A 25,377-nucleotide genomic window follows, 5' to 3' on the forward strand; every position below is an offset into this window, starting at 1 on the left:
GTTCGGGGCGCGTGCCCAGGCCACCGGGTGCTTCCCTCCGCGAATGTCCCCCGGGGCTTCGCCCCTCCTCCTTGATTTCGCTGCGGGAAGCACCCAGTGTCCTGGGCACGGGAAGCGGCGGCGGTGTGCGGCCGATCAACGCCTGCACTGAACACGCTCACGCCGATGGGGCGCCTTGCGCAGCGAAATCAAGGAGGAGGGCGAAGCCCGGGGGACATTCGCGGAGCAAGGTTCCCCGTCGGCGGGAGCGTCGCCCTGAAGGCGCCCCAACCTCTGGCTAGAACTTAGGGTTTACCCCTGCGTACCGGTACGCAGTCCCGCGGCGGGGGCCCTACGGACGACAGCGTGCCCCCGGCGGACCAGACTCCCCGGCACGGCTTTCCGCGGGCTTCGCGGGGGCTGCAGCCAGAGACAAGGACCCCCCGCATGACCGCCATTGCCAGCAGCAGCACGAGCGCCGGCGCTTCCAGCCCGGACGCGACCCGCGACACCACCCCCTACACCTTCGAGGAAAAGCGCAAGCGCATCTTCGCCATCTTTGCCGCTTCGTCCGGCAACCTGGTGGAGTGGTTCGACTTCTACGTCTACGCCTTCTGCGCGATCTACTTCGCGCCCTCGTTCTTCCCCAAGTCGGACCCGACGGTCCAGCTGCTGAACACCGCCGGCGTGTTCGCCGCCGGCTTCCTGATGCGCCCGATCGGCGGCTGGCTGTTCGGCCGGCTGGCCGACCGCAAGGGCCGCAAGACCTCGATGGTGACCTCGGTCGTCATGATGTGCGTGGGCTCGCTGGTCATTGCCTGCCTGCCCACCTACGCGCAGATCGGCGCCTGGGCGCCCGCGCTGCTGCTGGCCGCGCGCCTGCTGCAGGGCCTGTCGGTCGGTGGCGAATACGGCACCACCGCCACCTACATGAGCGAAGTGGCCATGCGCGGCCAGCGCGGCTTCTTCTCGTCGTTCCAGTACGTCACGCTGATCGGCGGCCAGCTGCTGGCCGTGGTGGCCGTGGTGGTGCTGCAGCAGCTGCTCACCGAGGCCGAGCTCAAGGCCTGGGGCTGGCGCATTCCCTTCGTGCTGGGTGCCCTGGCCGCCGTCGTGGCGCTGATGCTGCGCCGCACGCTGACCGAAACGGCCAGCACCAAGACCCGCGCCGCCAAGGGCGCCGGCAGCGTCGCCGAGCTGTTCAAGCACCACAAGCGCGCCTTCCTCGTGGTGCTGGGCTACACGGCCGGCGGCTCGCTGATCTTCTACACCTTCACCACCTACATGCAGAAGTACCTGGTGAACTCGGCCGGCATGTCGATCAAGACCGCCAGCAACGTGATGACGGCGTGCCTCTTCCTGTACATGTGCATGCAGCCGCTGTTCGGCGCGCTGTCGGACCGCATCGGCCGGCGCAGCAACATGCTGCTGTTCGGCGCCCTGGGCGCGCTGATGACGGTGCCCGTGCTGAGCAACCTGCAAAACGTGAGCAGCCCGCTGATGGCCGGCGTGCTGATCACGCTGGCGCTGGCGGTGGTGAGCTTCTACACCTCGATCAGCGGCATCGTGAAGGCCGAGATGTTCCCGCCCGAAGTGCGCGCGCTGGGCGTGGGCCTGTCGTACGCGGTGGGCAACGCCATCTTCGGCGGCAGCGCCGAGTACGTGGCGCTGGGCCTGAAGTCGATCGGCCACGAGTCGTACTTCTACTGGTACGTGACGGCGATGATGGGCGTGGCCTTCCTGGTCAGCCTGCTGCTGCCGAAGCAGGCGACGTACCTGCACAACGACAAGTAAGCGCAGCGGCGCTTCGTCAACGAACCCGGCCGCGCGCCGGGTTTTTTACGTGCGCTGCAAGGCGCGCGTGACCATGTCGTTGGGCGCCAGCCGCAGCAGGTGCGGCAGCAGGCCCAGGGCGCGATCGCGTTCGCCCGCGTGCAGCAGCCCGTTGGCGCACACCGAGAGCGTGTCGGCCAGCTCGGGGTGGTCGGGCGCGGTCTTCAGCAGGATGCGGCAGAGCTTGTCGGCGTCGCCGAACTGGCGGATGCGCGCGAAGCGGCGCGCCAGCCGGGCCATGTCGTCGGGCTTCAGGCGCACGCCCGGTTTGGCCTGGTCGAGGTAGGTCGTGAAGCTGGCGTGCTGCAGCGCGAGCGTGTCGGCATCGGTGGCGGGCAGGCGGAAGATGCGGCGCGCGGCCTGGTGGAAGTCGTCGCTCGCGGGCTGCAGGCGCGCGGTGTGGAACCAGGCGCGCAGCGTGTCGGTGTCGCCGGGGCGCAGGGCGGCGGCGGCGCGCCATTCAACGCACGCGGGCTCGAACTTCATGGCCGCCGACAGCTTGCGCGCGGCGGCCACGTGCTGGTCGAAGCGGTGGTCGTCGGTCACCATTTCCGACTTCACGGTCTCGGGCGTCTTCACGCGGCCCAGCCACATCGCGCCGGCCATCAGCGCCGCGCCCGTCAGCAGGCCGCCCAGGTGGGCCATGTAGGCGATGCCCTGGCCGCCGATCCAGTGCTGCACCAGCTCGTTGACGATCCAGGCCGGCAGCAAGAGCAGGGCGGGCGCCGTGACGTAGTTGAAATAGAAGAACAGCTGGTAGAAAAAGCGGATGCGCCGCAGCCGGTACATCACGGCGTACATGCCCATCAGCGCCGAGATCGCGCCCGAGGCCCCCAGCCCGTAGCCGCCCTTGCCCGCATAGGCCCAGCCGGCCAGCAGCGCGGAGCCCACGCCGCCCAGCAGGTAGAAGCTCAGGTAGGTGCCGCGCCCCAGCGCCAGCTCGACCGAGAAGCCGAACAGAAAGAGGAACAGCATGTTGCCCAGCAGGTGGCCCGTGCTGCCATGCAGGAAGGTGGCGGTCAGCCAGGTCCAGGGCTTGAACTCGGCGTCCTTGCCGTAGTCCTGCGACCAGCGCGCGGTGAACGGCGCGGGCAGCATCGCCTCGTACTGGCGGCGGTCGCGCTGCCATTCGTCGAAGCGCGGGTTCGCGGGCGTCACGACCTGGTCGGCGCGCAGCTTCTTCAGGAAGGGCTGGTCGTTCTGCAGGCCTTCGAGCAGCTGCGGGTAGGCCTCTTCATGCGCCAGCATGCGGCGCGCCAGCTTGCCGCGCTTGGGGTCGGTTTTTTCGAGCCACTCGACGAAGGGCGGCAGCTCCAGCTCGGGCAGCACGCTCTGCACGTAGAACTGCGCGGCGCGCTCGCGGCCGTTTTCTTCGATGCGCTGCGGCCCCCAGAACACGAGCATGTTCAGGAGGATCAGCAGCACCGTCATCCACGGCGGATTGCGCCAGCTCGGCTTGTTTTCGAGCGGGATGGCGTAGAACATGAAGCGCGGCCCTCGGTGGCGTGGCCGCGGGCTTCAGCCCAGGCGAGCGCGGTGGCGGGCGACCTGTGCCTTGACCTGCACGGGCGCGGTGCCGCCCAGCACGTTGCGGGCGTTGAGCGAGCCGCGCAGGCTCAGCACGTCGTACACGTCTTTTTCGATGTTCGGGTTGAACTGCTGCAGCACGGCCAGCGGCAGCTCCGACAGGTCGACCTGGTGCGAGGTAGCGGCCTTCACGGCGTGGGCCACGGTTTCGTGCGCGTCGCGGAAGGGCAGGCCCTTCTTCACGAGGTAGTCGGCCAGGTCGGTGGCGGTGGCGTAGCCGCGCAGCGCGGCGGCCTCCATGGCCTGCGGCTTCACGGTGATGCCGCCGATCATCTCGGCAAAGATGCGCAGGGTGTCCTTGAGCGTGTCGACGGTGTCGAACAGCGGCTCCTTGTCTTCCTGGTTGTCCTTGTTGTAGGCCAGCGGCTGGCCCTTCATGAGCGTGATGAGCGCCATCAGGTGGCCGACCACGCGGCCGGTCTTGCCGCGCGCCAGCTCGGGCACGTCGGGGTTCTTCTTCTGCGGCATGATCGACGAGCCGGTGGTGAAGCGGTCGGCGATGTTGATGAAGCCGAAGTTCTGGCTCATCCAGATGATGAGTTCTTCGCTCAGGCGGCTCACGTGCACCATGCACAGGCTGGCGGCGGCGGTGAATTCGATCGCGAAGTCGCGGTCGCTCACGGCGTCCAGGCTGTTCTGGCAGACGCTGTCCATCTTCAGGGTGCGCGCCACGAGCTCGCGGTTCAGCGGGTAGCTGGTGCCGGCCAGGGCGGCGGCGCCCAGCGGCAGGCGGTTGACGCGCTTGCGCACCTCGCCCATGCGCTCGGCGTCGCGGCTGAACATTTCCACGTAGGCCAGCATGTGGTGGCCGAAGCTCACGGGCTGGGCCACCTGCAGGTGGGTGAAGCCGGGCAGGATCACCTCGACGTTCTTCTCGGCGATGTCGACCAGCGCCTTCTGCAGCTCGACCAGCAGGTCGCCGATGAGGTCGATCTCGCCGCGCAGCCACAGGCGCACGTCGGTGGCGACCTGGTCGTTGCGGCTGCGGCCGGTGTGCAGGCGCTTGCCGGCGTCGCCCACGAGCTGGGTCAGGCGGGCCTCGATGTTCAGGTGCACGTCCTCGAGGTCGAGCTTCCACTCGAAGCTGCCGGCCTCGATTTCGCTGCGGATCTGCGTCATGCCGCGCTCGATGGCGGCGTGGTCCGTCACGCTGATGATGCCCTGGGCGGCGAGCATGCCGGCGTGCGCCAGCGAGCCCTCGATGTCGGCCTGCCACAGGCGCTTGTCGAAGAAGACGCTGGAGGTGTAGCGCTTCACCAGGTCGCTCATCGGTTCGGAGAACAGGGCCGACCAGGCTTCGGATTTCTTGTCGAGTTGGTTTTGGGTCATGGGAGCCGTCCAGGAAGGCAATAATGGGTTGGTCACCCGATGGATCTGATGTCTGCGATGCGCAACCCGGCGATTTTATCGGCCAGCTCCCCCTCCACGTCCGCCGCGTCGCCGGAACGCGCCCGCGCGCCCGTGCGCGGCGGTCCGGCGCTGTTCGACGCCTGCCAGATCGGCGTGGTGCTGCGCACCGTGGTGTTCGTCGAAGCGGTGGTGGCGGTGGCCACGCTGTTCGTGGTCGGCTCCTTCGGCGAATGGCTGGTGCAGGCGGCCACGGTCACCGGCGGCGCGCTGCCCGCCACGCTGTTGTGGCTGGTGGCGGCCTGCGGGCTCAAGAAGCAGCTGCGGCGCCTGCCGCCCCCCGGGCAATACGCCGCGGGCGCCGTGCTGGGCGCCGTGGCCTCGCTGTACGGCTGCGGCCTGCTGCGCCTGACCGGCGTGATCGCCAGCGCGCCCTGGCTGGCCAGCGCGCTGGCCGGCGCGCTGTTCGCGGGGCTGGTGATGGCGGCGATGGTGCTGCGCGCGCGCGGCCAGACGCCGGCCGCGACCACGGCCCGGCTCGAAGAGCTGCAGTCGCGCATCCGCCCGCACTTTTTGTTCAACACGCTCAACAGCGCCATCGCGCTGGTGCGCGAGGAGCCCGCCAAGGCCGAGACCATGCTCGAAGACCTGGCCGAGCTGTTCCGCCAGGCGCTCACCGTGCCCGGCGAATCGGGCACGCTGGCCGACGAGATCGCGCTGGCCGAGCGCTACCTGGCCATCGAGCAGGTGCGCTTCGGCGAGCGCCTGCGCATCCGCTGGGACCTCGATGCCGCCGCCAGCGACGCGCGCCTGCCGCCCCTGCTGCTGCAGCCGCTGGTCGAGAACGCCATCAAGCACGGCGTGGAGCCCAGCCCCGAGGGCGGCAAGCTGCGCATCCGCACCGAGCGGCGCGGCGGCATGGTCGTGATCGAGGTGGTCAACAGCCTGCCGCCGCTGCGCTGGGCCGACGAGCCGCTGCCGCGCGGCCACGGCATCGCCCTGGACAACGTGCGCGAGCGGCTGCGCCTGCTGCACGACATGCAGATGCAGTTCAGCGCCGGCATGGACCAGAAGAACTACCGCGTACGCATTGCCATCCCCGCCGAATCATGAGCCTCAAGACCCTGATCGTTGACGACGAAGCCCTGGCCCGCTCGCGCCTGCGCACGCTGCTGCGCGACTGCACCTCGCCCGCCGCCGAGGTGACGGCCGAGGCCGCGCAGGGCGAAGAGGCGCTGGCCCACCTGGCCGCGATGGACCTCGACCTCGTGCTGCTCGACGTGCACATGCCCGGCGTCGACGGCATCGAGGTGGCGCGCGCGCTGCGCAGCCGGCCCGACGCGCCGGCCGTGGTGTTCGTGACGGCGCACGCCAGCCACGCGGTCACGGCCTTCGAGCTGGAGGCGGTCGACTACCTCACCAAGCCCGTGCGCGCCGAGCGGCTGCAGCAGGCGCTGCAGAAGGTCGAACGCTTCCTGAAGGAGCGCCGCGCCGCCCAGCCGGCGGCTGAGGCCACGCCCGAGTGCGTGCTGATCCAGGACCGGGGCCGCGCCGAGCGCGTGCCGCTGTCCGAAGTGCTGTACCTCAAGTCCGAATACAAGTACCTCACGGTGCGCACCGCCACGCGCAGCCACATCCTCGATGGCTCGCTGAACGATTTCGAGGAGCGCTACCCGAACCGCTTCCTGCGCGTGCACCGCAATGCGCTGGTGGCGCGCTCGGCCATCCGCGCGCTCGAGCGCTACGACGACGGCGAGGACGCCGATGGCTGGGCGCTGCGGCTGGACTCGGTGCCCGAGCCCGTGGCGGTGTCGCGCCGCCAGCTGGCCGCGGTGCGCGAGATGCTGAAGGAATCGCGATGACCGACGACACCCCGGCCGGCCCGAAACCGGCGCCTGAACGGCCGGTGGCTGCGGATGAGCCGCCGCCTGCGCCTGCGCCTGCACCTGCTCCGGCGCCGCCGCCGCCGGTCGAACCCGTCGAGCCCGCGGCGCCCGTCGAGCCGAGCGAAGATTCCACCTCCGCCCTGCGCAGGCGCTTCGTGCTGCACATGCCGGTCGACGTGCGCAGCGCCTCGCTCGTGGTGCTGGCCGTGCTCGCCAGCGTCTTCGCGCTGCGCTGGGGCCAGGCCGTGTTCGTGCCGCTCATGCTGAGCCTGTTGCTGAACTACGCGCTGTCGCCGCTGGTCGAGCGCCTGCACCGCTGGTACGTGCCGCGCTGGATCGGCGCGGCGGCGATCCTGCTGGGCCTGTTCGGCGGGCTCGGGTGGACCGGCTACTCGCTCTCGGGCAGCGCCTCGCAACTGCTCGACTCGCTGCCGGTCGCCGCACAAAAACTCGGCCAGGCCATGCGCCGCGACAAGAACGCCAGCGCCACCCCGCTGGACAGCGTGCAGCAGGCCGCCGCGCAGCTCGAGAAAGCGGCCGAGGAAAACTCCGCGCGCGTCGCTTCGCGCAAGGGCGTGGCGCGCGTCGTGATCGAGCGGCCGGGCTTCAACGTGCGCGACTACCTGCTCAGCGGCACGGTCGGCCTGCTCAACGCCTTGGGGCAGCTCACGCTGGTGGCCTTCCTCACCTACTTCGCGCTGTGCTCGGGCGACACCTTCCGGCGCAAGCTCATCAAGATCACCGGGCCCAGCCTGCAGAAGAAGAAGGTCACGGTGCACGTGCTGGACGACATCACGCGCAACATCGAACGCTACCTGCTGGTGCAGATTCTGGTGAGCGGGCTGGTGGGGCTGACCACCGGCCTGGCGTTCTGGCTGCTCGGCGTGGAGAACGCGGCCGTGTGGGGAATCATCGCGGCGGTGACCAACCTCATTCCCTACATCGGCTCGGTGATCGTGCTGGTGGCGGCGGGGCTCATGGCCTTCCTGCAGTTCAGCAGCATCGAGATGGCGCTGCTGGTGGGCGGCGTCTCGCTGGCCATCCACACGGTGGTGGGCAACCTGCTGATGCCCTGGCTCACCAGCCGCACCAGCCGCATGAACCCGGTGGCGGTGTTCGTGGGCGTGATCTTCTGGGGCTGGCTGTGGGGCATCTGGGGGCTGCTGCTGGGCATCCCGATCACCATGGTCATCAAGTCGATCTGCGACCGGGTGGAAGACCTGCAGCCGATCGGCGAACTGCTCGGCGAATAAACCGGCCCTTCAAACCCTTCAGGAGGGTGCATCGTCCGATGCTGTAAATTATTGCGAATCAATTCGCAATAATTAAATGCCCGACGTTCCATCCGCTTCCTTGCCACCCGGGGCCGGCGCCCCGGCCCGGCTGCTCTCCATCGACGCGCTGCGCGGCCTCGTGATCCTGTTCATGCTGCTGGACCACGTGCGCGAGACCTTCTACCTGCACCACCAGGTGCCCGACCCGATGCTCGTGGCGCAGACGCCGCCGGCGCTGTTCTTCGGTCGCCTGCTGGCGCACCTGTGCGCGCCGGTGTTCGTGTTCCTGACCGGGCTGTCGGCCTTTCTCTACGGTGCGAAGCAGGCGGACGGCCGCGCGGCGGCGTCCTCGTTCCTGTGGAAGCGGGGCCTGTTCCTCGTGCTGCTGGAGGTCACGGTCGTCAACTTTGCGTGGACCTTCCAGTTCCCGCCGGCGACGGTGTTCCTGCAGGTGATCTGGGTGATCGGGCTGTCGATGCTGGCGTTGTCGGCGTTGGTGTGGCTGCCGCGCCGGGCGCTGGTCGTGTTGGGTGTGGTGCTGGTGGCGGGGCACAACCTGCTCGACGGCGTGCACTTTCCCGTCGGCCATGTGCTGCACGTGCCCTGGGCCGTGCTGCACGACCGGGGCTGGATTGAGCTGTCCGAGGCCCTGAGGCTGCGCACGTCGTACCCGCTGCTGCCGTGGATCGGCGTGATCGCGCTGGGCTACGTCACCGGGCCGTGGTTCCTGCCCGGCGCCGATGCGCCGCAGCGCCAGCGGCGGCTGCTCGTGTGGGCCGTGGGCCTGCTCGTTGGCTTCGTGGCGCTGCGCGCACTCAATGCCTACGGCGACAAGCCCTGGGCAGCAGGCGACAGCGCGCTGACGACCGTGATGGCCTTCCTCAACGTCACGAAGTACCCACCGTCCTTGCTGTTCATCGCGCTGACGCTCGGCGTGGGGCTGTGGCTGCTGCGCCTGTTCGAGCGCCGGCAGGGCGCGGCCTGGCTCGCACCGCTGGCCGTGTTCGGCGCGGCGCCCATGTTCTTCTACGTGCTGCACCTGTACGTGCTCAAGTTCTTCTACCTGGGGGCCGAGGCGGTCTGGGGTCCGAACCAGGGCCGGCTCTTCGGGTTCGACAGTGTTTGGATGGTGTGGCTCACCACCGGCGTGCTGGCCTTCGCGCTGTACCCCGCCGTGCGCGCCTTTGCCGCTCTGAAGGCGCGCCGCCGCGACATCGCGTGGCTCAAGTACCTGTGAAGGGCCGGCGATGAAGCGGGTCTGCAGTGCGGCCTTCGCGATGCTGGGCACGTCCGCCCTCGCGGCCGAAGGCGGTGGCTTCGTCGAGGACACGCGCTGGCGGGTGCTCCAGCGCAGCGTGTACGAGCACCGGAGCTACCTGCACGGCGATCGCAGCAACGGCGGGCGCAACGCCACGCTGCCGAAGGCGCGGCGCAGCGACTACGCGCAGGAGTGGGGCTACGGCGTCATGGGCACCGTCGCGTCCGGCTTCACGCCGGGCTGGATCGGCTTCGGCGTGGACGCGCATGCCTCGCTCGCGCGCAGCCTCGACGGCGACGATCTGCGCGTCGGCAAGATCCGCATGCTGCCGGTGGACGGCGCGGGCTACGCGCAGGACGGCATCGCGCGCGGCGGCGTGGCGCTGAAGGCGCGCATCTCCGCCACCGTGCTGACGGTGGGTGAGCAACGCGTGAAGACGCCGGTCTTCAGCGCGTCCGATTCCCGCCTGCTGCCCGAGACCATGCGCGGCTGGCTGCTGACGAGCCGCGAGTTCGACACGCTCACGCTGCAGGCCGGCCGCTTCACCGGATCGACCGACCGCCATGCGCGCGGCACGAACCACCCGTTGATCGTCAATTACCTCGACCCGAAATCACCGCGCGGCGACGTGTTCGACTTTGCCGGCGGCACCTGGAAGGGCAGCGCTTCGCTGTCGCTCACGGCCTATGTCGCACGCCTGAAGGACACTTGGCGCACCGGCTACCTGGGGGCCCAGTACACGGTGCCGCTCCCGGAGAAGCGTGCGCTGTCCTTCGACCTGCAGGTGTACCGCAGCAAGGACACGGGCCGCGCGCTGGCCGGCCCGGTGGACAACACCACCGCGAGCCTCATGACCAGCTACGCCCACGGCCCCCACCGCGTGGGCCTGGGCTGGCAGAAGGTCGCGGGCGACACGCCGTTCGACTACGTGACGCGCGGCGCCGTCTGGCTCGGCAATGCGGCGCAGCTGTCCGACTTCAATGCGCCGCATGAGCGGTCGTGGCAGCTGCGGTACGAAGTGGATGCCGCGCGTTGGGGAGCGCCCGGGTTGAGCCTGGGCGCGGCCTACATCCGCGGCAGTGGCATCGACGGCAGCCGGGTGCCGCCGCGCGGAGGCTACGCATGGCTGGGCTACGGGCAGGGCGGCCGGCACTGGGAGCGCGACCTCTGGCTGCGCTACACGGTCCAGCAAGGCAGTGCCAAGGGCCTGGCCTTTCTGCTGCGCTACGGCGAGCACCGCAACAACAAGGCGCAGGCCGAACTCAACACGCGCCAGATCCGCGTCGCGTTGGAGTACCCGATCGGCAACGACTGAGCGGGCGGCGCTGTCAGGGGGCCGTGACGGGCAGCTTCTTCACGAAGGTCGCGGCGGGGTCGAGCGGCTGGCCGTCGCGCGTGCGCAGGTCGATCGGCGCTACCGGCTCACCGTTCTCGCGCTCCAGCAGCACCGAATGCGGCTCGCCGGGCGCGAACAGGTTCGCCTCGCCCCAGTGCCGCAGGCCGACCACCACGGGAAACAGGCCGCGGCCCTTGGCCGTCAGCGCGTACTCCTGGTAGAGCGAGCCGTCCGAGGCCGGCACGAGGTCGAACACGCCTTCCTGCACCAGCCACTTCAGCCGGTCGGCCAGGATGTTCTTGGCCACGCCCAGGCTCTGCTGGAACTCGCCGAAGCGCCGCATGCCGTCGAAGGCGTCGCGCACGATCAGCAGCGACCACTGGTCGCCGACGATCTCGAGCGCGCGCGCCATCGGGCAGGCGTCGAACCTCAGACTTTTTCTCCTGGCCATCGTGTGCTTCCTGTGCGTCCCTGGGATGGCGGGATTAGACCGTAGCGCTGGATTGGTTGCAAATTAAAACCGATGCGACTAGCATCCGCATGGTTTTAATTTGAAACCTGAAATGGCCATGACCCTCCCGACCCCCGCTCCCCATGACATTCCCTCCGGCGGCGACGCCGTACCCGGCCTGCGCGCCAGCCCCGTGCGCGTGGCCGTCGTGCAGTTCGACCCGCAGGTCGGCGTCGAGAACCTCGCGCGCAACGCCGCTGCCGTGCGCCAACAGCTCGAGGCTGCGGTGGCCGGCGGCGCGCAGCTCATCGTGCTGCCCGAACTGGCGACCACCGGCTACTGCTTCAACGGCCGCGCCGAAGCCTTCGCCCATGCCGAGCCCGTGCCGCACGGCCCGACGGTGCAGGGCTGGGTCGCGTTCGCGGCAAAACACGGCGTGTACCTCGTCGGCTGCCTGGCCGAACAAGACGGCATGCAGCTGTTCGACACGGCCGTGCTCGTCGGCCCCGAGGGCTACATCGGCCGCTACCGCAAGACCCATCTGTGGAACAACGAGAAGCTGTGGTTCACGCCCGGCAACGAGGGCTATCCGGTGTTCGAGACGAAGATCGGCCGCATCGGCCTGCTCGTGTGCTGGGACATCTGGTTCCCCGAGGCGCCGCGCATCGTGGCGCAGCAGGGCGCCGACATCATTTGCGTGCCCACGGGCTGGGTCTGGACGCCGCCGCCGCTGTACGACGCCAGCGGCGTGTGCATGGCGGCCTACCTGACGATGACGGCCGCGCACGCCAACAACGTCTTCATCGCCACCGCCGACCGCGTGGGGCAGGAGCGCGGCACGGGCTTCATGGGCAACTCGCTGATCGCGGGCACCAACGGCTGGCCGATGGGGCGCATCGCCGGGCCCGAGGAAGAAACCATCCTCTATGCCGACGTCGACCTGGGCGCCGCGCGTTCGGCTCCGATCTGGACGCCGCTCAACGACCTGCACCGCGACCGGCGAACCGATCTGTACGACGCGATGCTGGGCTATCGCGGGGCGCAGGCACTGCCGCGCTAAGGCGGGCAAAACGGACGATCATCCACGGCCCGAGCAGCGCCCCGAGCCCGACCGAGCTCCACGCCGCGACCCACGCGTACGTGCTGCCGAAGCCGAACCGCGCCTGCCCCCAGTCGAGCGCCAGCCCGAACACCCACGGGCTGAGCGCGCCCGCGCCGAAGCCCATCACCGAGCGCACCGAGAACGCCACGCCGAGCCGGTGCGGCGCCACCACGTCGGCCAACGCGGTCGAGTAGACCGACGAATCGGCGATGGCGAGCAGGTTGTACAGCGCCGCCATCGCGGCCAGCGCCCACAGCGGCCAGGTCCACATCCAGCCGAAGCTGAACGACAGGGCCAGGCTCGCGAGGGTGGCGATCATCATCACGCGCGCGCGGCCCAGCCGGTCGGAGGCCGCGCCGCCCATCACGCTGCCGAACACGCTCACGAGGTGCGCGAACGCCGCCAGCGCGATGCCCGCGGCCGGCCATGCGCTCGCGCCACCGCGCGACGAGGCCATGAGGTAGGCGGGCAGCCAGGCCCACAGCGCCATCAGCTCCCAGCAGTGGAAGGCATAGGCCCAGTTGCCGGCCATCGCGGGCCGGTCGCGCACGGTCGCGTTCAGCGCCTGCAGCACGCCTTCGCGCGGCGCACCGGCGACCCGTGGCGCAGGTGGTGCCATGCGCCGCAGCGCGAGCTGGGCCAGCAGCACGCCCGCCACCGTGCAGCCTGCGGCCACGAGCAGCCCGGTGCGCCAGTGCGCCACCACGCTGAACCCTGCCACGACCGCGAGCGACAGCGCATAGCCCATCGACGCGGCCCCGAGGAACAGCCCCATCGCGCGCCCGCGCACCGCCGGCCCGGCGTTGAGCGACAGCAGTTGCAGCCCCGGCGTGTACGAGGCGCCCGCGCACAGCCCCGCCAGGCCGTACAGCAGCAGGGCCGAGCGATGGTCGTGGGCGAAGAGGGCGAAGGCCAGCGAGGCGGCCGCGCCGATCGCGCCACCGACCGCGAAGATGCGGTGCGGGCCGAAGCGGTCGGCCAGCAGGCCCACGGCGAACAGTGAGCTCATGTAGCCCACGTGCCAGGCGCTCTGGATGGAACCGGCCTGCGCGGCCGTCATCTGCCAGTCGTCGCGCATGAACGGCAGCACGCCCGAGTAGGCCGTGACGATCATCCCCTGCAGCAGCCGGCTCGCGCACAGCAGTGCGAGCCATCCACGCTGCGGCGCTGGGGTGTGTTCAGCGCAGTGCACGCTGCATCAGCACGGTGTCGACCCACCGGCCGAACTTGAAGCCGACGTGGCGCAGCACGCCGACCGTCTCGAAGCCCAGGCGCGCATGCAGCCGCTGCGAGCCCGCGTTGCCGCTGTGGCCGATGCACGCGACCATCTGCGTGAAGCCGGCCTCGGTGCAGCGGTGGATCACCGCCTGCAGCAGTGCCGTGCCGATGCCGTGGCCGTGCATCTCGGGCGCGACGTAGATCGAGTCTTCCACCGTGTGCCGGTAGGCCGAGCGCGCGCGGTAGGGGCCGGCGTAGGCGTAGCCGGCCACCTCGCCATCCTTCAGCGCCACGAGGTAGGGCAGGCCGCGTTCCTGCACGTCGATGCGGCGCGCCTGCATCTGCGCGACGGGGGGCACTTCTTCTTCGAACGAGCACAGGTCGTGCTGCACGTAGTGGCTGTAGATGGCCTGCACGCGGGCCATGTGGTGGGGCTCGGCATCGGCGATGTCGAGCGTGGCGAGAGCGAGGGTGGGAGAGGGCATGGGTCGATCTTGACGAGCCAGGATCGATAAGTGAAGCTTGGTCAACCTATGCAGCGCATAAGGAATATTTTGGAAAAGAACCTCAACCTCGACCAGCTCGCCACCTTCGCCCTGGTGATCGACACCGGCAGCTTCTCTGCCGCGGCCGACCGGCTCGGCCTGTCGCAGCCGGCCGTGAGCCTGCAGGTGCGCCAGCTCGAACGCCGGCTCGCCGTGCGGCTCATCGAGCGTGTCGGCAAGCGCGCGCGGGCCACGCCGGCCGGTGCGGAGCTGCTGCGCCATGTGCCGCAGATCGAGGCGGCGGTCGAGAACGCCATCGACGCGGTGGCCGACCACGCGCGCGGCGTCACGGGCCGCGTGCGGCTGGGCACGGGCGCCACGGCCTGCCTGTACTTCCTGCCCTCTGTGCTGCGCCACCTGCGCGAGGCCTTCCCGGCGCTCAGCGTGGTGGTGAGCACCGGCAACACCGACGAGCACGTGCGCAAGGTGGAAGACAACAGCATCGACCTCGCGCTGGTCACGCTGCCCGCGGCCGGGCGTTCGCTGAGCGTGATCCCGGTGTGCGACGACGAGTTCGTCGCCATCGGCCGCGCCGACCTCGCGCCGCTCAAGGCCCGCGTCACGCCGGCCGACCTGGCGACGCTGCCGCTGGTGCTGTTCGAGCCCGCGGCCAACACGCGCAAGCTGGTCGATCGTTGGTTTGCCGCCGAGGGCCTGCAGCCGCAGCCTGTGATGGAGCTGGGCAGCGTCGAGGCGATGAAGGAGATGGTGGCCGCGGGGCTGGGCTACGGCCTGGTGCCCGGCATGTCGATGGCGGGGCGCGGCGCCCATCCGGCGCTGAAGGCCAGCCGCCTGGCCCCGCGCATGCACCGCACGCTGGCGGTGGTGATCCGTCGCGACAAGCCGCTCAACAAGGCGCTGCGCACGGTGCTCGAGGCGATCGTGGCGGCCGGCAGGAAGCCCGGCCGCCGTTGAAGGTACTTACTCCGGAATCGCCGCCAGCGGCGCCGCACCGCCGCGTGCGCGGCCCAGCGTGCCGACGATGAGCGCGGCGATCAGCACCAGCACGCCGCTGAGCACCATCGTGGGCGAGATGCCGCGGCTGTCGACCATGAGGCCGCCGATCAGCGCGCCCGAGGCGATCGCCACCTGGAAGCCCGTCACCAGCAGGGCCTGGCCGGCTTCCTGCGCGTCGGGCACGGCTTCCATCATCCAGCCGGTGAGTGCCACCGGGATCAGGCCGAAGGCCACGCCCCAGATCACCACCACCACCGCGCCGGCCACCATGCCGGTGCCGATCAGCGTCGACAGCAGCAGCGCCGTGGCGAGCATCAGCGCCGCCAGCAAGGTGGTGCCGCGCACGCTGCGCGCCACCAGACTGCCGCCGAGGAAGGTGCCGATGAAGCCCACCGCACCGTAGACCAGCAGCAGCGTCGAGACCGCGTTGGCCTGCAGGCCGAACACCTGCTGCAGCAGCGGCTTCAGGTAGGTGTAGGCCGCGAAGTGGCCGGCAATGAAGAACAGCACGGCGAGCAGGCCGACCTGCGCCATGCGGCGCGTGAGCGGCGTGAGCAGGTCGCGCGCGCCGATGGCGCGTTGCGGCGGAATCGCGGGCAGCAGCCACAGCTGCACCAGCAGCACCGCCGCGGCCAGTGCGCCGGTCACGGCGAACGAGGCGCGCCAGCCGAACATCGTGCCCAGCCACGAACCCGCGGGCACGCCGAGCACCGTGGCGGCCGACACGCCGGCCAGCACCAGCGACATGGCGCGCGCCTTCGAGGCGTCGGGCACCAGCTGCGTGGCAGCGGCGGGCGCGAAGGTCCAGAAGCCGCCCACGGCCAGGCCGAGCATGAGGCGCGCAACCAGCATCGTCGTGAAGTTGGGCGCGAACGCGGCCAGCAGGTTCGAGGCGATCAGCAGCAGCGTGAGCGCGATCAGCACCGTGCGCCGGTCGAGCCGGCCCGAGGCGACGATCAGCGCCGGCCCGGCAAAGGCGGCGAGCACGCCGGGCATGGTGATCATCAGGCCGGCCGTGCCGTCCGACACATTCAGGCCGCGCGCGATGTCGGTGAGCAGGCCGATGGGCATGAACTCGGTCGACACCATCGCGAAGGTGCCGACGGCGATGGAGCCGACCGCGAGCCACGCGGAGCGGGTGGGGGCGGCCACGGCGTCGCGCGCGGGCGCCGCCAGGTCGTCGATGCAGGGATTGCTGCCGGAAGAATTCATCATGGAGATGCAGTCCTTGAACGCATCGGCGATGAAGGCGCCAATGCCGGTGAGGGGGCATTGGAGTGTGCGAGCCGGTGGCCTTGCAACCAAGGGGCGGTGGAGCAGTAGACAGTTTCCCTGCGGCGAACAATCGACCCCTTTGGTGCCTGAAGCCGTCCGGGGATGCGGCGATGGCGCCTTTCGCCATCACCGTTCATTGGAGTTGCCGGGATTAAGTGTGGGCAGGGCGCAACTGCAGCGCCTGTCCGTCGGCCACGAACGATTCGTCGACCAGCACGCGAAAGGCCGTGCCCTGCACGAACTTCGGCTGCGCGACGGCCGGCGAGAGGAACTCGATGTCGAGCGCGACCGGCGTGCCGCGCGCGAGCGAGGTGCCCAGCGGCACGCGCCAGCGCGCCGAGAAGCCTTCGGTGTCGAGCACCAGCGCGCCGCGGTATTCGCCGGGGCCCAGCGGCACGTCCTGCGCCGGCACCGAGGGGCGGCGGAAGGTGAGTTCCACGGCCAGGTGCGGCGTGAAATCGGGCAGCGCGTCGAAGCCTGCGGGCGGCGCCTGCTTCGGCGTGCGGCGCGGCAGCTTGCCGATGAGCCACCCGATCACGTTGCCGATGATCGGCACCCACAGCACCATCAGCAGCGTGGCGATGTCGCGCGTGGTGGTGCCGGGCGCCGCGTAGTGCCGCACGACGCCGCCGCCCACGGCCACGCACAGGAGGATCAGGACGATGACGCGTCGGCGGAACTGGATTTTGGTCATGAATGCGCGGGGTGAAAGCGGGTCCGGACCATAACCTACGCCGTCATCTGCCCCTTGCCTGCCGCTTGAGCGACCCGCAGCACCGCATCCGCCGGCAGCGCCTGCCAGTCGATCCATTCGCCCACCGCCACATGGTGCGTGGGCGCGGTGGCGCCTTCGACGGTGCCCCATTGCAGCGTGAGCCGGTGCGTGCCGAGCCGCAGCGCGAGCTCGAAGCTTGGCCAGTGCGCGGGCACATGTGGCGTCATCGACAGCTGCCTGCCCTTCACGGTCAGGCCCAGCAAGGTCTCGATGGCCGCGCGATGCAGCCACGCGGCCGAGCCGGTGTACCAGCTCCAGCCGCCCCGGCCCACATAGGGCGCGGCGCCGTAGACATCGCCCGCCATCACATAGGGCTCCAGCTCGTAGACCGGGCCGCGCGCGGGGTGCTGCGAACGGTGGGCCGGGCTCAGGCCTTCGAAGCTTTGCCACGCCGCTTCATGGTCGCCCTGCAGCGCCTGCGCCATCAGCGCCCACACGGCGCCGTGCGAGTACTGGCCGCCGTTCTCGCGCACGCCCGGCGGGTAGGCCTGGATGTAGCCCGGGTTGTGGGTCGACTGGGCAAACGGCGGCGCCAGCAGCCGCAGCAGGCCGGCCGGTTCGTCGTGCAGGTGCTTGCCGATGGCGGCCATGGCCGGGCCGGTGTGGGCCGCGTCCGAGGCGCCCGAGAGCACCGACCAGGCCTGTGCGATCAGGTCGATGCGGCACTCGCTGTTGATGGAGGAGCCCAGCGGCGCGCCGTTGTCGAAGAAGGCGCGACGGAACCAGGCGCCGTCCCAACCGGCGTCGTGCAGCGCGGCGATCCAGCCCGTGCGGGCCGTGGTCCAGCGCGCGGCGCGCTCGTGTTCGCCGCGCGCTTGCGCGAGGGGCGCGAAGCGCTCGACCACGCTGCACAGGAACCACGCGAGCCACACCGATTCGCCGCGGCCCTCGTGGCCGACGCGGTTCATGCCGTCGTTCCAGTCGCCGGTGCCCATCAGTGGCAGGCCGTGCACGCCGGTCTTCAGGCTGCGGTCGATGGCGCGCGCGCCATGGTCGAACACGGTGGCCATGCGGCCGCTGTTCTGCGGCGCGTAGTAGGCGTCTTCGGCGCCCTCGGGAATGCCGGGGCCTTCGATGAAGCCGACCATCTCGTCGAGCAGCGAGGCATCGCCCGTCACCTCGACGTAGTGCGCCGACGCATACGGCAGCCACAGCAGGTCGTCCGAGAAATGCGTGCGCACGCCGGCGCCGCCGGGCATGTGCCACCAGTGCTGCACGTCGCCTTCGGGGAACTGGCGCGCTGCATTCACGAGGATCTGTGCGCGCAGGCGCGGCGGGTCGGTGAGCGCGAAGGCCATCGCGTCCTGCAGCTGGTCGCGAAAACCGAAGGCACCGCCGGCCTGGTAGAAGCCGGCCTTCGACCAGAGCCGGCAGGCCAGCGTCTGGTACACGAGCCAGCGGTTGACCAGCGCATCGAACAGCGGGTCGGGCGTGCGCACCTGCAGACGGCCGAGCAACTCGTCCCAGAAGCCGCGCACCTGTGCCAGTGCCTCGGGCACGTCGCGCTGCCGCCAGCGGCGCGCAAGCTCGAGCGCCGCGTCGGCATTGCCCGCGTGGCCCAGCACGAAGCTGAAGCTTGCGGTTTCGCCCGCCGCCACGACGAATTCGCCGCCGAGGGCCGCGCAGGCGTCGAGCCCGCTGCCGGCGCGCCGCGCCAGCGTGTCGGGCACCTCGACGATGCCGCGGCCGGCGAAGAACTCGCTGCGGTCGCAGGTCCATTGCGTGGCCCCGGTCGTCGCGCCTTGCAGGCCGGCGAGCAGCAGGAAAGCCGCGCTGCCGCCGAAGCCGGCGCTCGATTCGCGCTGCTGGCCGAACACGGCCGGCTGGTCTTCGGGCTTCCAGCAATGCACGGTGCGGCGCTCGCCGCGTGCGGCGCCCAGTTGCCATTCGACCATCGCGAGCGCGCGCAAGCGGCGTTGGCCGGCGCCTTCGTTGCGCACGCGCACATGCACCAGCTTGACGGCCTCGTCGCGGTCCGCGAAGAAGGTGGTGTCGAGCACGAGGTCGCCGTGGCGGCACTCGAAGACGGTGTAGCCCTGGCCGTGCCGCACGCGGTGGCGGGTGGCGCCGTCGCCACCGCCGGCAGGTGTCAGCGGCAGCATCTCGCGCGTCGCCACGTCCTGCAGCAGGTAGTGCTCGAAGGCCGGGTCCTGCACCGGGTCGTTCGACCACGGCGTGACCTGGTGCATGCGGCTGTTGCCGGCCCAGGTGTAGCCGGTGCCCCACTCGGACACCTGAAAGCCGAAGGTGGCGTTGGCGATCACGTTGATCCACGGGCGCGGCGTGCGGCGGTCGGGGCCGACCTCGAAGCGGAACTCGCCGCTCTCGGCATCGAAGTCGCCGGTGGGTGCGGTGACATTCGACGAGGTGGCCTGCCGCGTCAACAGCGGCGTGCGGTGCTGCACCGGCGCGCTGCTGTCGTCCGCAATCGTCGGGCTGCGTGCCTCATGCAACGCCGCCACCTGCACTTCGAGCGCGCGGCCGTCGGCCGTGAACACCACGCGCGCCAGGCTGGAGAGCGCGGCCTTTTCCGAAGGCACCACGTCCTGGTCGCGCAGCAGGTAGAAGCCGGCGGTGTCGTTGCGCGGAAAGCTGTTCTGCGTCTGCTGTGCGACGCGCGTGCGCAGCATTTCGATCTCGCGCTGCAGCGGCATGAGGTACGAGTTGGGTTCGCTGTTGAGCACCACCAGGTCGCAGGCCACGCCGCCAAAGCCCCACCACGGCTGCGCGCGCAGCAGCGTGTTGATGAGGCCCATGCCGTTCATCGAGTGGATGTACACCAGCACGATGGGCTTGTCGCCCGAGATGCCGAAGCGCCAGATCTGGCGCAGGTCGATCAGCCCGCGGTCGCTCATCACGCGCGGCGTGGTGTAGGTGAGGATGGTCGTCAGGTCCTGCAGCGCCAGGTTCTGCGCGGGCGCGATGCTCAGGTCGCGCAGCCGCACCTGCGCCAGCGTGGCGGCCATGCGGGTGGCGCGCTCCACGTGCATGGGCTGCAGGTAGCGGTCGATGCACGGCATCAGCGCCTCGATGCTCTCGTCGGCGGCGGTGGCGAAGCTCAGGCGCGCGGTGGTGCCCGGCGCGATCGACAGGCGCACGCGCAGGCAGGCGATGGGGTCCAGGCCGTTCACCTGCTTGCCCTGGGCCGTGAGCGGTTGCGGGTCGAGCGCAGGGTCGGCCAGCGTGCGGTTGCGGCCGATGAAGGCGCGCCGGTCGGTCATGCAGTCGATCGACAGCACGTTGGCATCGACCGAGGCCACGAAGTGCACCGCGGCCACCACCGCATCGCCATGCAGGCGCGGCTTGCGCGACAGCAGCAGCGCGCGCCATGCCGGTTCCCAGCGCGATTCGACGAACAGGTTGGCAAAGGCCGGATGCGCCTCGTCGGCCTTGGGGTTCGACAGCACCGGCTCGAAGTACGAGATGAGTTCGAGCGTGCGCGTTTCGTCGCCCGAGTTGTGCAGCGTGATGTTGCGCAGCTCGGTGTCGTCCTCGGGGCTGATGAGCACCGTGGTGCGCACCTGCAGCCCGGGGCCGGTCGCATCGAACTGCACCTGGTCGGCCAGGAAGCGGGTGCGGTAGTGCCAGTCGGCGCCGGGCGCGGGCAGGGCGGTGAGCGAGGTGAGCTCGGCTTGCCCTCCGTCTCTTTCGATATCGCGCACGTAGAAGAAAGTGCCGTAGCTGTCGCGCAGCGGATCGTCGCGCCAGCGCGTCACGTTGAACGCGCGCCAGCGGCTCACGCCCGCGCCGTTGGCCCGCAGCGCCACCGTGTAGCGGCCGTTCGACAGCAGGTGCGTGGGCTGGAAGCCCGGCACCGTCGGATCGACCACGCGCGGCTGGAACAGCGGCGCCAGCTCGGCCTGGCTGGGCTCGGGCGGCGTGCGCGGATCGGCGCTGCCGATGATCTGGCGCGGCGTGCGCTCGTGCAGCAGCGACTCGTGCGCCTGCACCAGCGCGGCGCTGCCGAACCAGCGGCGCGGCGCGTCGTCGCGCAGCACGTTGCACAGCGCCACCAGCGACATGCCCTGGTGGTGCGCCATGAAGTTGCGCACCACGGTGAAGTCCTGGCCCTCGGCCTGGCGCGAGGTGGTGAAGTCGATCGCGTCGTGAAAACCGAACTCGCCGCGCGCGCCGAGCGATTCGAGCAGCGCGAGGTTGCGCACCGCCGCTTCGGGCGCGAACGGCGCGGCCATGAGGCTGGCGTAGGGCGCCACCACGCGGTCGGTCGGCGGCGTGCGCCGCAGCGCCAGGCGCGGCACGCCGAAGGGCGAGTACTGGTACGCCAGCGAATGGTCTTGCGCGAAGTAGGCCGACTCGGACACGCCCCACGGCATGTTCTGCGCACGGCCGAAAGCCTGCTGCTCGGCGATGGCCGCGGCATTGGCCACCTGCAGCAGGCCGTCGGTGGGCTCGGTCATCACGAGCGCGGGCATGAGGTACTCGAACATCGAGCCCGACCACGACTTCAGGCTGGGCTGGAAGCCCACCAGAAGGAACGGGCGGCCCAGCGCCATCCAGTGGCGGCGCGGCACGTCGCCCTTGGCAATTGCCAGGAAGCTCAACAGGCGCGACTCGGAGGCCAGCAGGTCGTAGTAGCTGGCGTCGAGCACGTTCTCTTCGACGCGCAGGCCGATGTGGAACAGGTGGCGCTTGGCGTCGTAGAGGCCGCTGAAGTCCATGCCGTCGTGCAGCGCGTCGCAGCGTCGGGCCAGTGCTTCCAGTGCGGGGGCTTCGTGGGGCTGGCAGCTTGTGTCCGCTGCGAAGGCGCGGCAGGCCTGCGCCACGGCCACGAGGTGGCCCGCGAAGTTGCCGCTGTCCACGCTGGACACATAGTCCGGCGGCAGCGGCTTGAGCGTCTGCGTGTCGTACCAGTTGAACAGGTGGCCGTTGTGCTTGTGCATGCGGTCGACGGTGTCGAGCGTAGCCGTGAGGCGCGCCAGCAGCGCTTCTGTGTCGATCCACCCGAACTCGCGCGCACAGCAGGTGGCCAGCAGGTACATGCCGATGTTGGTCGGCGAGGTGCGGTGCGCGAGGGTCGGCTGCGGCTCGAGCTGCAGGTTGTCGGGCGGCAGGTGGTGGTCGTCCGGGCCGACCACGTGCTCGAAGAAGCGCCAGGTGTCGTGCGCCAGCGTCTCGAGGTAGCTGCGTTGCGCGGGCACGAGCGGGTCTTCGGCGTGTGCGTCGACGCGGCTGCCCCACCAGGCCGCAATGGGCGCCAGCGACCACAGCACGAAGAGCAGGGGCCCGATCACGGGGTAGGCGCTCCAGTTCGCGAGGAGGGCGAGCACCAGGCACACCGCGCTGCTGAGGGCCGCGCTGCGCACGAAGGGCTTCAGGCGCTGGCTCGATTGCGCCTGCGCCTGGTCGGCCGTCGTCCACTGCAGCAGGTGCCTGTGGCTCACGACCAGCCGCCAGGTGGCGAGGAAAGCCGCGTCGAGCAGCAGGCGCGTCTGCGCCGCCAGCTGCACGAACTGCCAGGCCGCGCCGGCCAGGGCGCGCAGCAGCTCGACCGCGCCCACGTCGAAGAAATGGCGCAGCTCGATGGCGCGCCGTGTCGGCACCAGGCCGGCCAGTGCGCCCAGCAGCGGGCCCAGCGTGAGCGCCGCGCCGACGGCCGCCAGCGCCCAGCCGAGCGGCATGGCCTGCGTGAAGATCACCAGCACCAGCAGCGCGAACGACGCCGGCGCGACCAGCGAGCGGCGCAGGTTGTCGCACATTTTCCAGAGGCCCAGCGCGTCGATGCCGAAGCGGCGCGCGCGCCACATCAGCGGCAGCAGCTGCCAGTCGCCGCGCACCCAGCGGTGCACGCGCGAGGCGGCCACGCCGGCATGGTGCGGATGGTCTTCGACCAGCACCACGTCGCTGACCATCGCACAGCGCGCGACGCTGCCTTCGAGCAGGTCATGGCTCAGCACGGCGCTGTCGGGCAGGCGGTCGTTCAGCGTGGCGTGCACCGCGCGCACGTTGAGCAAGCCCTTGCCGGTGAAGGAGCCGCTGCCGAACACGTCCTGGTAGATGTCGGAGGCGCCGCTGCCGTAGGGGTCGAGCCCGCACTGCCCGGCGAACACCCAGTGGAAGAAGGAGCGCTCGCTGCGCATCGGGAACGGCGTGACGATGCGCGGCTGCAGAATGCCGAAGCCCGCGACCACGCGCCGGCTCGGCATGTCGATCTCGGGCGCGTTCAGCGGATGCGCGGCAATGGACACGAGGTCGCGCAGCGCGCCGGGCGGCAGGCCCGTGTCGCTGTCGAGCGTCAGCACATAGGGCGTGCGGCCGGGCGCGAGCTGCTGGCCCGGTGCGAGCGGGAGAAAGCCGCTGGCGTCGCCGCTGGCCAGCAGGCGCATCAGCATTTCGAGCTTGCCGCGCTTGCGCTCCCAGCCCATCCAGCGCTGCTCGGTCTCGCTCCAGCTGCGCGGGCGGTGCAGCAGCAGGAAGCGCGGCGCACTGCCTTCGGCCGGCGGGTACTTGGCGTTGAGCGCGGCGATGCGTTGCTGGGCGTCGTCGAGCAAGGGCGCGTCGTCGGGCATCGCCGCTTGCGACGCGTCGGCCCAGTCGGTCAGCAGCGCGAACTGCGCGTGCGCCTCGCGGTTGGCGAGCCAGTGCAGTTCGAGCCGGTGCGCGAGCTTGGCGTTGTTCGCGGTCGAACCCAGCATCGTGGGCATGACGACGAGCGCGCGGTGCCGTTCGGGAATGCCGTTCGCGAAATCGAGGCGTGGCAGGGCCTGCACCCGCACCGACTCCGCCATGATGCGTTGCGCCAGCGCAATCAGCGCTTCGGACAGCGGCCACGCGAGCAGCAGCAACGCCGCGACGGCGGTCCAGTCGCCGCGATGCGGCAGGCCGTGCACCACGGCCGCCAGCAGCAGCGCGGTGCCGAGGGCGACGGAGCCCACGTAGACGGGCAGGCGCCAACCGCGATGGCTGCGCGCGGGGCGTGTGTGTGCGGTGCGTGCGGCTTGGCCCGGCGCTGCGTTCGCCTGCAGCGACGCAATCAGCGCGGGCCGGCCCTGGCCGAAGAGGTAATAGCCCGCAGTGCCGTCGGCGCGGTCGGTCTCGGCACCGGCTTCGTCGGCCGGTGCACTGGACGCCAGCGTGACCACGGCCTGCGCCACTTCGCGCTCGGGCCGTTCGGTGCTGCGCGCCACCTGCTCCATCGCATGCGTGATCTGCTGGCGCGTGAGTTCGCTCTCGTTCGCAAAGCTCGGCAGTTCGCGCAGCACGCGCAGCGAGCGGCTCACCGGCTCGATGAGGTCGCTCCATTCGACCTGGCCGATCATGCGCAAGGTCGTGATGATGTTGCCGACCGTGAGGTTGGCCGCGGCCTGCGCGTTCTGCGCGTCGCCGATCAGCGCCGGGCCGTTGGGGCAGTGCTGCTCGGTCCAGCGCACCAGCGCGGGCATGTCGTCGCCGTGCTCGACGGGCAGGCGCTGCCACAGCTGCGTGAGGTAGCTGTCCTGCAGGCCGTGGCTTTGCAGCGCGCGGTAGAGCACGTCGAGGTCCTGCACCGAGAGATGCGGTGCCGCGTCCCAGGCCGCATGCGCGATCTCGCGCGCGACCTTGTTCTCGGCGATGCGCTCGGCCACGCGGCGCAGGTTTTCGAGCAGCACCACGCGCAGGGTGGTGGGCAGCGCCCACAGCTCGCCGAGCATCAGCTCGTCGATGTCCTGGTAGGCGTTGAGGAAGGCCGTGAACAGCGTCTTGTTGAGCACGCTGTCGGTGTGCGCCACATAGGCCCACGCAATGCCGTACACGCGCGGCAGTCCCGCCAGCGGCGGCGTGACGAGCTTGGGCAGGCGCGCGTAGTAGCTGCGCGGCACGCCGTCATGGATCTGCTGGAGCTGCGCCTCGACGAGGTGGAAGTTGTCGAGCAGCCATTCGGCCGCCGGCGACACATAGCGCCCGCTCAGCGAGATCAGCGCGATGTAGTCGAAGGCGGCGCGCAGCGACTCGAGGTTCTCGTCGACACGCGGAAAGAAGGGCGCGCCTTCGCGCGCGCGGTGGTGTTCGTCTTCCACCACCTGGGCACGGGCCAGGCTGTGGCCGTGCTGTTCGAAACGTTGGGCACCGAAGAGTTCGGCGCGGATCGGGAGGGCTACCGGGTCGTGCGGACCGAGCAGGAGGGTCCGGGCGTAGTGACTGAGCCCTTGGAGGCGGTCGACGACGGCAGCGGCGCTCAAGTGACCGCGAACAGGCCGATGCCCAACACCACGGCCACGCAGGCCATCGTGACAATGCGGCCCGCAGCGAGCGCGCGCACACGTTGCATGTGGCTTCGCAGCGAGAACCATCGCCCATGGGCACGTGCACAGTGGTGCATGTGGGAAGCCAGGGCCTCGAAATCGCTGCCGACGAAATCGATCTGAGAATGGGAAAGGGACTGCGGGACGGACATTGCAACGGGCTCCTGTGAAACGACTTCGAGCTGCCGCGCGATTGCGAGAACTGTGAACGTGTCCCGACCGTACCCTTTTAAATGACCTTACAGGTACCTCATTGCCGACAGCGCACGTAGGAAAGGGCGCACAAGGCGCCCTTTGTCCATGGAGGCGGTGTG

17 protein-coding genes are annotated in these 25,377 nt (G+C 70.2%); 8 read left to right on the forward strand and 9 right to left on the reverse strand.

All coding sequences use genetic code 11. From position 1 onward, the window contains the following. Positions 1 to 426: 426 nt before the first annotated feature. On the forward strand, positions 427 to 1,773 hold the full coding sequence (locus AC07YS_RS04335) for an MFS family transporter (RefSeq protein WP_095949595.1): 1,347 nt from the start codon (positions 427 to 429) through the stop codon (positions 1,771 to 1,773). 45 nt (positions 1,774 to 1,818) lie between these two features. Here the strand turns inward: AC07YS_RS04335 and AC07YS_RS04340 are convergent, their stop codons facing one another. Both AC07YS_RS04340 and argH read right to left on the reverse strand, forming a co-directional pair. Then, positions 1,819 to 3,297, reverse strand: a complete 1,479-nt coding sequence (locus tag AC07YS_RS04340) for a rhomboid family intramembrane serine protease (RefSeq protein WP_495268223.1) — start codon at positions 3,295 to 3,297, stop codon at positions 1,819 to 1,821. 33 nt (positions 3,298 to 3,330) lie between these two features. Beyond that, complete coding sequence (gene argH, locus AC07YS_RS04345; RefSeq protein WP_495268224.1) at positions 3,331 to 4,728, reverse strand: argininosuccinate lyase; 1,398 nt, start codon at positions 4,726 to 4,728, stop codon at positions 3,331 to 3,333. Between the two features lie 57 nt (positions 4,729 to 4,785). On the opposite strand from argH, the gene AC07YS_RS04350 reads away from it, so the two are divergent. From AC07YS_RS04350 to AC07YS_RS04370, 5 genes are all read left to right on the forward strand, one after another. After that, positions 4,786 to 5,859 carry a sensor histidine kinase gene (locus AC07YS_RS04350; protein ID WP_495268237.1) on the forward strand — a complete coding sequence of 358 codons (1,074 nt, stop codon included), beginning with the start codon at positions 4,786 to 4,788 and terminating at the stop codon, positions 5,857 to 5,859. Then, entirely contained in the window at positions 5,856 to 6,608 is a 753-nt protein-coding gene (locus tag AC07YS_RS04355) for a LytR/AlgR family response regulator transcription factor (RefSeq protein ID WP_070062219.1), read from the forward strand. The genes AC07YS_RS04350 and AC07YS_RS04355 overlap by 4 nt, the downstream gene beginning before the upstream one ends. Continuing rightward, positions 6,605 to 7,885 (forward strand): AI-2E family transporter, encoded by a 1,281-nt coding sequence (locus tag AC07YS_RS04360; RefSeq protein WP_495268225.1) that lies wholly within the window; start codon positions 6,605 to 6,607, stop codon positions 7,883 to 7,885. The genes AC07YS_RS04355 and AC07YS_RS04360 overlap by 4 nt, the downstream gene beginning before the upstream one ends. 76 nt (positions 7,886 to 7,961) lie before the next feature. Then, positions 7,962 to 9,143 carry an acetyltransferase domain-containing protein gene (locus AC07YS_RS04365; protein ID WP_495268226.1) on the forward strand — a complete coding sequence of 394 codons (1,182 nt, stop codon included), beginning with the start codon at positions 7,962 to 7,964 and terminating at the stop codon, positions 9,141 to 9,143. A gap of 10 nt (positions 9,144 to 9,153) precedes the next feature. After that, positions 9,154 to 10,479, forward strand: a complete 1,326-nt coding sequence (locus tag AC07YS_RS04370; protein WP_495268227.1) for an OprD family outer membrane porin — start codon at positions 9,154 to 9,156, stop codon at positions 10,477 to 10,479. Between the two features lie 13 nt (positions 10,480 to 10,492). Here AC07YS_RS04370 and AC07YS_RS04375 read toward each other — a convergent pair whose 3' ends face one another. Then, positions 10,493 to 10,951 carry a winged helix-turn-helix transcriptional regulator gene (locus AC07YS_RS04375; RefSeq protein WP_095746483.1) on the reverse strand — a complete coding sequence of 153 codons (459 nt, stop codon included), beginning with the start codon at positions 10,949 to 10,951 and terminating at the stop codon, positions 10,493 to 10,495. 118 nt (positions 10,952 to 11,069) lie between these two features. Between AC07YS_RS04375 and AC07YS_RS04380 the strand changes: the two genes are divergently transcribed. After that, complete coding sequence (locus tag AC07YS_RS04380) at positions 11,070 to 12,011, forward strand: nitrilase family protein (RefSeq protein WP_495268228.1); 942 nt, start codon at positions 11,070 to 11,072, stop codon at positions 12,009 to 12,011. Here AC07YS_RS04380 and AC07YS_RS04385 read toward each other — a convergent pair. Continuing rightward, on the reverse strand, positions 11,929 to 13,245 hold the full coding sequence (locus AC07YS_RS04385; RefSeq protein WP_495268229.1) for an MFS transporter: 1,317 nt from the start codon (positions 13,243 to 13,245) through the stop codon (positions 11,929 to 11,931). The genes AC07YS_RS04380 and AC07YS_RS04385 overlap by 83 nt on opposite strands. Further along, a complete protein-coding gene (locus AC07YS_RS04390) occupies positions 13,232 to 13,756 on the reverse strand; it encodes a GNAT family N-acetyltransferase (RefSeq protein WP_495268230.1) in 525 nt (174 codons plus the stop codon). Before AC07YS_RS04390 ends, AC07YS_RS04385 begins: the two co-directional genes overlap by 14 nt. A gap of 48 nt (positions 13,757 to 13,804) precedes the next feature. Between AC07YS_RS04390 and AC07YS_RS04395 the strand changes: the two genes are divergently transcribed. Beyond that, on the forward strand, positions 13,805 to 14,731 hold the full coding sequence (locus AC07YS_RS04395) for a LysR family transcriptional regulator (protein ID WP_495268231.1): 927 nt from the start codon (positions 13,805 to 13,807) through the stop codon (positions 14,729 to 14,731). Positions 14,732 to 14,737: 6 nt separating this feature from the next. Here AC07YS_RS04395 and AC07YS_RS04400 read toward each other — a convergent pair whose 3' ends face one another. From AC07YS_RS04400 to AC07YS_RS04415, 4 genes are all read right to left on the reverse strand, one after another. Continuing rightward, on the reverse strand, positions 14,738 to 15,988 hold the full coding sequence (locus tag AC07YS_RS04400; RefSeq protein ID WP_062474304.1) for an MFS transporter: 1,251 nt from the start codon (positions 15,986 to 15,988) through the stop codon (positions 14,738 to 14,740). A gap of 211 nt (positions 15,989 to 16,199) precedes the next feature. Further along, positions 16,200 to 16,742, reverse strand: a complete 543-nt coding sequence (locus AC07YS_RS04405; RefSeq protein ID WP_495268232.1) for a hypothetical protein — start codon at positions 16,740 to 16,742, stop codon at positions 16,200 to 16,202. Between the two features lie 35 nt (positions 16,743 to 16,777). Then, positions 16,778 to 25,000 carry a glycoside hydrolase family 94 protein gene (locus AC07YS_RS04410; RefSeq protein WP_495268233.1) on the reverse strand — a complete coding sequence of 2,741 codons (8,223 nt, stop codon included), beginning with the start codon at positions 24,998 to 25,000 and terminating at the stop codon, positions 16,778 to 16,780. Next, positions 24,997 to 25,215, reverse strand: a complete 219-nt coding sequence (locus tag AC07YS_RS04415) for a hypothetical protein (RefSeq protein ID WP_062474298.1) — start codon at positions 25,213 to 25,215, stop codon at positions 24,997 to 24,999. The genes AC07YS_RS04410 and AC07YS_RS04415 overlap by 4 nt, the downstream gene beginning before the upstream one ends. Positions 25,216 to 25,377: the final 162 nt, after the last annotated feature.

This window comes from Variovorax sp. GW458-11-26-14-LB1 (assembly GCF_059423965.1).

Excerpts from the sequence above, each read along its gene's own strand:
- AC07YS_RS04350 (WP_495268237.1), top strand. The coding sequence starts at position 4,786 with ATGCGCAACCCGGCGATTTTATCGGCCAGCTCCCCCTCCACGTCCGCC.
- AC07YS_RS04360 (WP_495268225.1), top strand. The coding sequence starts at position 6,605 with ATGACCGACGACACCCCGGCCGGCCCGAAACCGGCGCCTGAACGGCCG.
- AC07YS_RS04365 (WP_495268226.1), top strand. The coding sequence starts at position 7,962 with ATGCCCGACGTTCCATCCGCTTCCTTGCCACCCGGGGCCGGCGCCCCG.
- AC07YS_RS04390 (WP_495268230.1), bottom strand. The coding sequence starts at position 13,756 with ATGCCCTCTCCCACCCTCGCTCTCGCCACGCTCGACATCGCCGATGCC.
- AC07YS_RS04405 (WP_495268232.1), bottom strand. The coding sequence starts at position 16,742 with ATGACCAAAATCCAGTTCCGCCGACGCGTCATCGTCCTGATCCTCCTG.
- AC07YS_RS04395 (WP_495268231.1), top strand. The coding sequence starts at position 13,805 with ATGCAGCGCATAAGGAATATTTTGGAAAAGAACCTCAACCTCGACCAG.
- AC07YS_RS04415 (WP_062474298.1), bottom strand. The coding sequence starts at position 25,215 with ATGTCCGTCCCGCAGTCCCTTTCCCATTCTCAGATCGATTTCGTCGGC.
- AC07YS_RS04370 (WP_495268227.1), top strand. The coding sequence starts at position 9,154 with ATGAAGCGGGTCTGCAGTGCGGCCTTCGCGATGCTGGGCACGTCCGCC.
- AC07YS_RS04340 (WP_495268223.1), bottom strand. The coding sequence starts at position 3,297 with ATGTTCTACGCCATCCCGCTCGAAAACAAGCCGAGCTGGCGCAATCCG.
- AC07YS_RS04355 (WP_070062219.1), top strand. The coding sequence starts at position 5,856 with ATGAGCCTCAAGACCCTGATCGTTGACGACGAAGCCCTGGCCCGCTCG.
- AC07YS_RS04375 (WP_095746483.1), bottom strand. The coding sequence starts at position 10,951 with ATGGCCAGGAGAAAAAGTCTGAGGTTCGACGCCTGCCCGATGGCGCGC.
- AC07YS_RS04380 (WP_495268228.1), top strand. The coding sequence starts at position 11,070 with ATGACCCTCCCGACCCCCGCTCCCCATGACATTCCCTCCGGCGGCGAC.
- AC07YS_RS04335 (WP_095949595.1), top strand. The coding sequence starts at position 427 with ATGACCGCCATTGCCAGCAGCAGCACGAGCGCCGGCGCTTCCAGCCCG.
- argH (WP_495268224.1), bottom strand. The coding sequence starts at position 4,728 with ATGACCCAAAACCAACTCGACAAGAAATCCGAAGCCTGGTCGGCCCTG.
- AC07YS_RS04400 (WP_062474304.1), bottom strand. The coding sequence starts at position 15,988 with ATGATGAATTCTTCCGGCAGCAATCCCTGCATCGACGACCTGGCGGCG.